Source organism: Rosenbergiella gaditana, assembly GCF_018494065.1.
GTDB lineage: Bacteria > Pseudomonadota > Gammaproteobacteria > Enterobacterales > Enterobacteriaceae > Rosenbergiella > Rosenbergiella gaditana.
The window spans coordinates 1-1082 of record NZ_JABBFR010000056.1 but is presented as its reverse complement, the minus strand read 5'-3'; the positions used below and the strand labels follow the sequence as shown (position 1 = coordinate 1082).

Here is a 1082-nt window from a genome sequence, read left to right as displayed (position 1 = left end):
CATAGAAATCTCCCCTGAGTTCAGGTTAGTAGAAAATTCTACTTATGAACACACCGATTTTTCGGGGGGATTACCCAGCCACACATAACTTAAAATTCCTCGATCGATAGTGAACCTTTCGTAATTCTTACACTCTTATAAGTAATACCCTCGTTGACAACATCTATTCCTGATACTTCGCCGCTATATGCGGCTTTTTTTTCGCCTGTGAGAAATAAATATCCTTGTAATCTTACTCCATCGAAACGAAATATCGATGCGGTCTACGGATTACCTACCGCATCAGACAAGAGTCAAGCTGCTCTTTAACACAACTACTAGCACTAAATGAGTTTCATGTACCAAGTGCGCCGAGACAGAACGAACGAGCACTCCTGCTGGCAGGAAGTTAAAACTCACGCGGGATAGTGCCCTACACTAGGGCCTATTGGCTGCTAGAGGCTGATGGGTTTCACGAGAGCTCAATGTACTAGCGGGATGAGGAAACCGAAGAGCTATGCCTGATACAGCCACTGATAGCTCTGGAACTACTAGACTTAGTGAAGTAACTGCGGGGATCGGCCCCAGAGAAGATCAGAACTTTTAACTCATCCGCAATATTCCTAGCATCCTTCAGAGAGACCGAAGGGTATTGACCAATGCTCACGCGCTGGTATTTTCCAGCCCACAAGAATCGATATTGAAAGTTTAAAACGCCTTTAGGTGATATCCTTACACTAAGGCCATTCGCATCAGCTATCTCTGATAGCCCTTGTATGACTTACTTGAAATATTCCTAAGTTTAGTACCATCAAGAATCATTCAAGATTTGGTACACCCGATAAGTTGTGATTGGTACAGATTTGGTACAACATATCGTATGGAGTAAAAGGGATAGCACAGGAAAGTTAAGGATATAATTGATGCTTAAACGATTAAATTGGACTTCAAGCAATTGATTATTAATAAATATAAAGTAAAGAAGAGGAAGAGTTAGGATGAAAAACAACGAAACCGTACAGCCTACCGGTAATGACTCCAATTTATTGATTTAGTGTATGATGGTGTTTTTGAGGTGCTTCTGTGGCTTCCATCTCCGTGTG

The 1082-nt window shown here is 41.8% G+C and carries 1 protein-coding gene; it reads right to left on the bottom strand.

From position 1 onward, the window contains the following. Nucleotides 1–469: 469 nt before the first annotated feature. Nucleotides 470–739, bottom strand: coding sequence for an Arm DNA-binding domain-containing protein (locus HH682_RS16175; RefSeq protein ID WP_420826228.1), 270 nt, complete (start codon nucleotides 737–739; stop codon nucleotides 470–472). Nucleotides 740–1082 lie beyond the last annotated feature (343 nt).